This is a genomic window from Actinomycetota bacterium, assembly GCA_030776725.1.
GTDB lineage: Bacteria > Actinomycetota > Nitriliruptoria > Nitriliruptorales > JAHWKO01 > JAHWKW01.
Window position 1 is genome coordinate 1 of record JALYHG010000221.1, and the last position, 2,793, is coordinate 2,793.

At 71.0% G+C, this 2,793-nt stretch carries 1 protein-coding gene; it reads left to right on the top strand.

Annotated features, from left to right (window positions below; all coding sequences use genetic code 11):
- Positions 1–240 precede the first annotated feature (240 nt).
- On the top strand, positions 241–2,709 hold the full coding sequence (locus M3N57_10720) for a hypothetical protein (GenBank protein ID MDP9023141.1): 2,469 nt from the start codon (positions 241–243) through the stop codon (positions 2,707–2,709).
- Positions 2,710–2,793: the final 84 nt, after the last annotated feature.

Consider the following 2,793-nt stretch of genomic DNA (forward strand, 5'->3'; position numbering starts at 1 on the left):
GAGGTTCGCCTGAGCGTCGGACCGATCGCCGGCGTCTTCGACCGCGCCCGCGACGCCGCCAAGAACGCGATGTCCTAACGCGGCCTCGTTGACGGGGAACGAACGCCACGACGATACTCCCCCACCCTGACGAGCAGTGGATCACTCGTCGGGTGGGGGACACCATGCCGGAAGACCGGATCGACCTGGGTGACGCCGTCAGCGAACGCGTCACCGCCCGCGTCGCCGAGGTGATCGGCCGTGCCCGGTGTCGACGAGATCGTCGACACCGCCTTGGAGGGGCACACCGCGCGCCTCGCCGCGGCTGAGGTCGACAGGCTCCGAGAACCCCCCCTCGTCCACCTGCTGCCGACGATGACCAAGCAGCCGGTCAAACCGGCACGCGGCGCCATCTCACCCGAACTCGAAGCGCTCATCGCCGAGCCACCGGTGCTCGAGGGCAAAGCCACCGAGGAGACCGACGGGCGCGAGATCCCGGTGATGCTCGCTCTGGTCCACGACCCCACGGGCGCGACCAGGGGCGGGATCGAGCTGCACCTGGCTGACGGCGATGGCGTTCTTCACGACCGCACCCGCACCTCACCTGATGGGCTCGCCGTGCTGCGCTTGCCACGGGGGGTCCGCGCCGGCGAGCTGCGCCTGGCCGACGGGAGCCACGTCACGTCGGTGAGCGTGCCCGGCTCGGTCCAGCACACGGTGGTGGACCTGTCGCTCGAGTCGCTGCCGGACCTGCCCGACGACGTCGACCCCGGTTCCCTGTTCGGCGACGACCCGTTCGAGCGGCTCCCCAGCGACTTCACCCCCGACCTGGCCGGGGTGCTGTCGCGACTGCTGGGAACGACGCCCGACCCGATCCTCGGTCGCCACGCCGAAGCCGGCGACTTCCGCGGCCGACGCACGCCGCTGATCAAGCGCATGACCGTCCCCAGGCTCGGCGCCACCCCGGTGGAGGTCGCGGCGGCGGACCGGCCGACACAGCCGAAGCGGTACCTGGTGCGGCTCCGCCAGGAGTGGAGGTTCCTGGGTTACACGCTCGGGGAACTGTCGGGCGTTGACGCGCTTGATCCGGGGACGGTCCTCAACCAGGTCACCGCCACGGTCGAGCGGGTCCGTCGCACCGCCAGTGAGAGCCTCGACGAGGTCACCCGCCTGCTCGACACCGTCACCCGCAACGTGCTGACGCAGGCGTCGTCGATCGATTCGGTGATCTCGGTCGCGACCCAGACCAACACGTCGGTCACGGCGTCGGGCTTCGGATCTCTCGGCGTCGGGGGAAGCGTCGGCGGCGGCATCGCCGGCGGGGTCCTGGGCGCAGTGCTGGGTCCGGTGGGAGGCCTGGTCGGTGGGCTGTTCGGAGGAGCCAGCGGCAGCGTGGGCGTCGGCGGCGAGATCGGTACCCGTACCGGCACGTCGGTGCTGGCATCGACAACCACCAGCAACCGGACCGCCACATCGCTGCACGCCAACTCCCTGCTGCAGACCGCCACCTCCCAGCTCAACCGGGCGGTGCGGCAGGCGACGTCGACCCTCGACGATGTCACCCGTCAGGCCCGGCGAACCGTCGACCAGGTCTCGCCGCTGCTGTCGCGGGTGACCAACCTGCTGCGCTGGACCCTGTACGAGAACTACGCCGTCACCAGCCACGTCGAGGACGTGCTCGAGATCCGGGCTGTGCCCCTGGTCGCGCAGGTCAAGAAGGACGAGCCCGTCTTCACGGACGAGGACATCGTCGAGTACCGGCGCTACTTCGAGCCGGCGTTGCTCGAACCCCGGCTCGCCGGACACTTCGACACCTTGGCTCGGGCGATCGGTGAGCGGCTCGCCGGCGGCCGCGCCATCAGCGTGGTTCACCTCGCGATCGACTACGCCGCCAGCGTGTTCGGCGCCGACCTCGAGGTCTCGATCGGCGGGTCCTCCCCGGTCCGGGTCCGCCTGGCCGCGGACGGGGCGACCGCGCGGTGCTCGCTCCGTGTCGGAGGGGTCCTTCCCGACGCGCTCGGTGACCTCGACCTGCGCCTGGTCGCCCGTCCTCCGTCGCCGGTGAACCTGCCCGGCTGGGTCGGTGACGTGGTCGGGGAGGCCTACCGACAGTTCCTGGCGTCGGGGGAGGTCCGCGTCACGCGGGTGCGGGTCTGGTTCGAGTCCGCCCCGACCACCGCCCCCCACCAGATCGAGACCCTGTCCGACACGCTGCGGGTGACCAACGACGCTCGCACCACCGCGGCGTCGTTCGACCTGAAGCCGCCGACGCTCACCACCGACACCACCACAGATCCACTGTTCCGTCACGTGAACCGCAACGTGACCTACTACCTCGGAGTGCTGGCGGAGGCGGCGTTGCGGGTGCCCGCGCTCCGCGACGACGCTCCCGAGCTCGCGGCGTTCGGTGGCGACCACCCGTTGTGGCAACTGCCGATCGTCGGTTTCGAGGGCAACCGGGTCCTGGTGATCCTCGATCCTGGCGACGACGACGAGGAGGCACAGGACCTGCTAGCCGACGAAGGGGCAGCGACCATCCTGCAACTGGCTGCCCCCGGCGCCTACGCCGAAGCGCTGCAGGGGTTGCTCGAGCTCACCGACCTGGTGGAAGGCAAGATCCATCCCGCGTTGCTGCCTGCGCCGGCGCCCACCGTGCCAACCGTGGGTGTGGTCGACCTCGCTGGCCTCCTCGGTGCGAACGGCGTCCCGCCTGCTCCGCCGGACGTCTGATGCGCTGACGTCAGGCCGACGTCCAGGGGGCGAGCACGTCGACGGGGAGGACCGGCCGGAACAGGCGGTCGTGCAGCGCCAGGG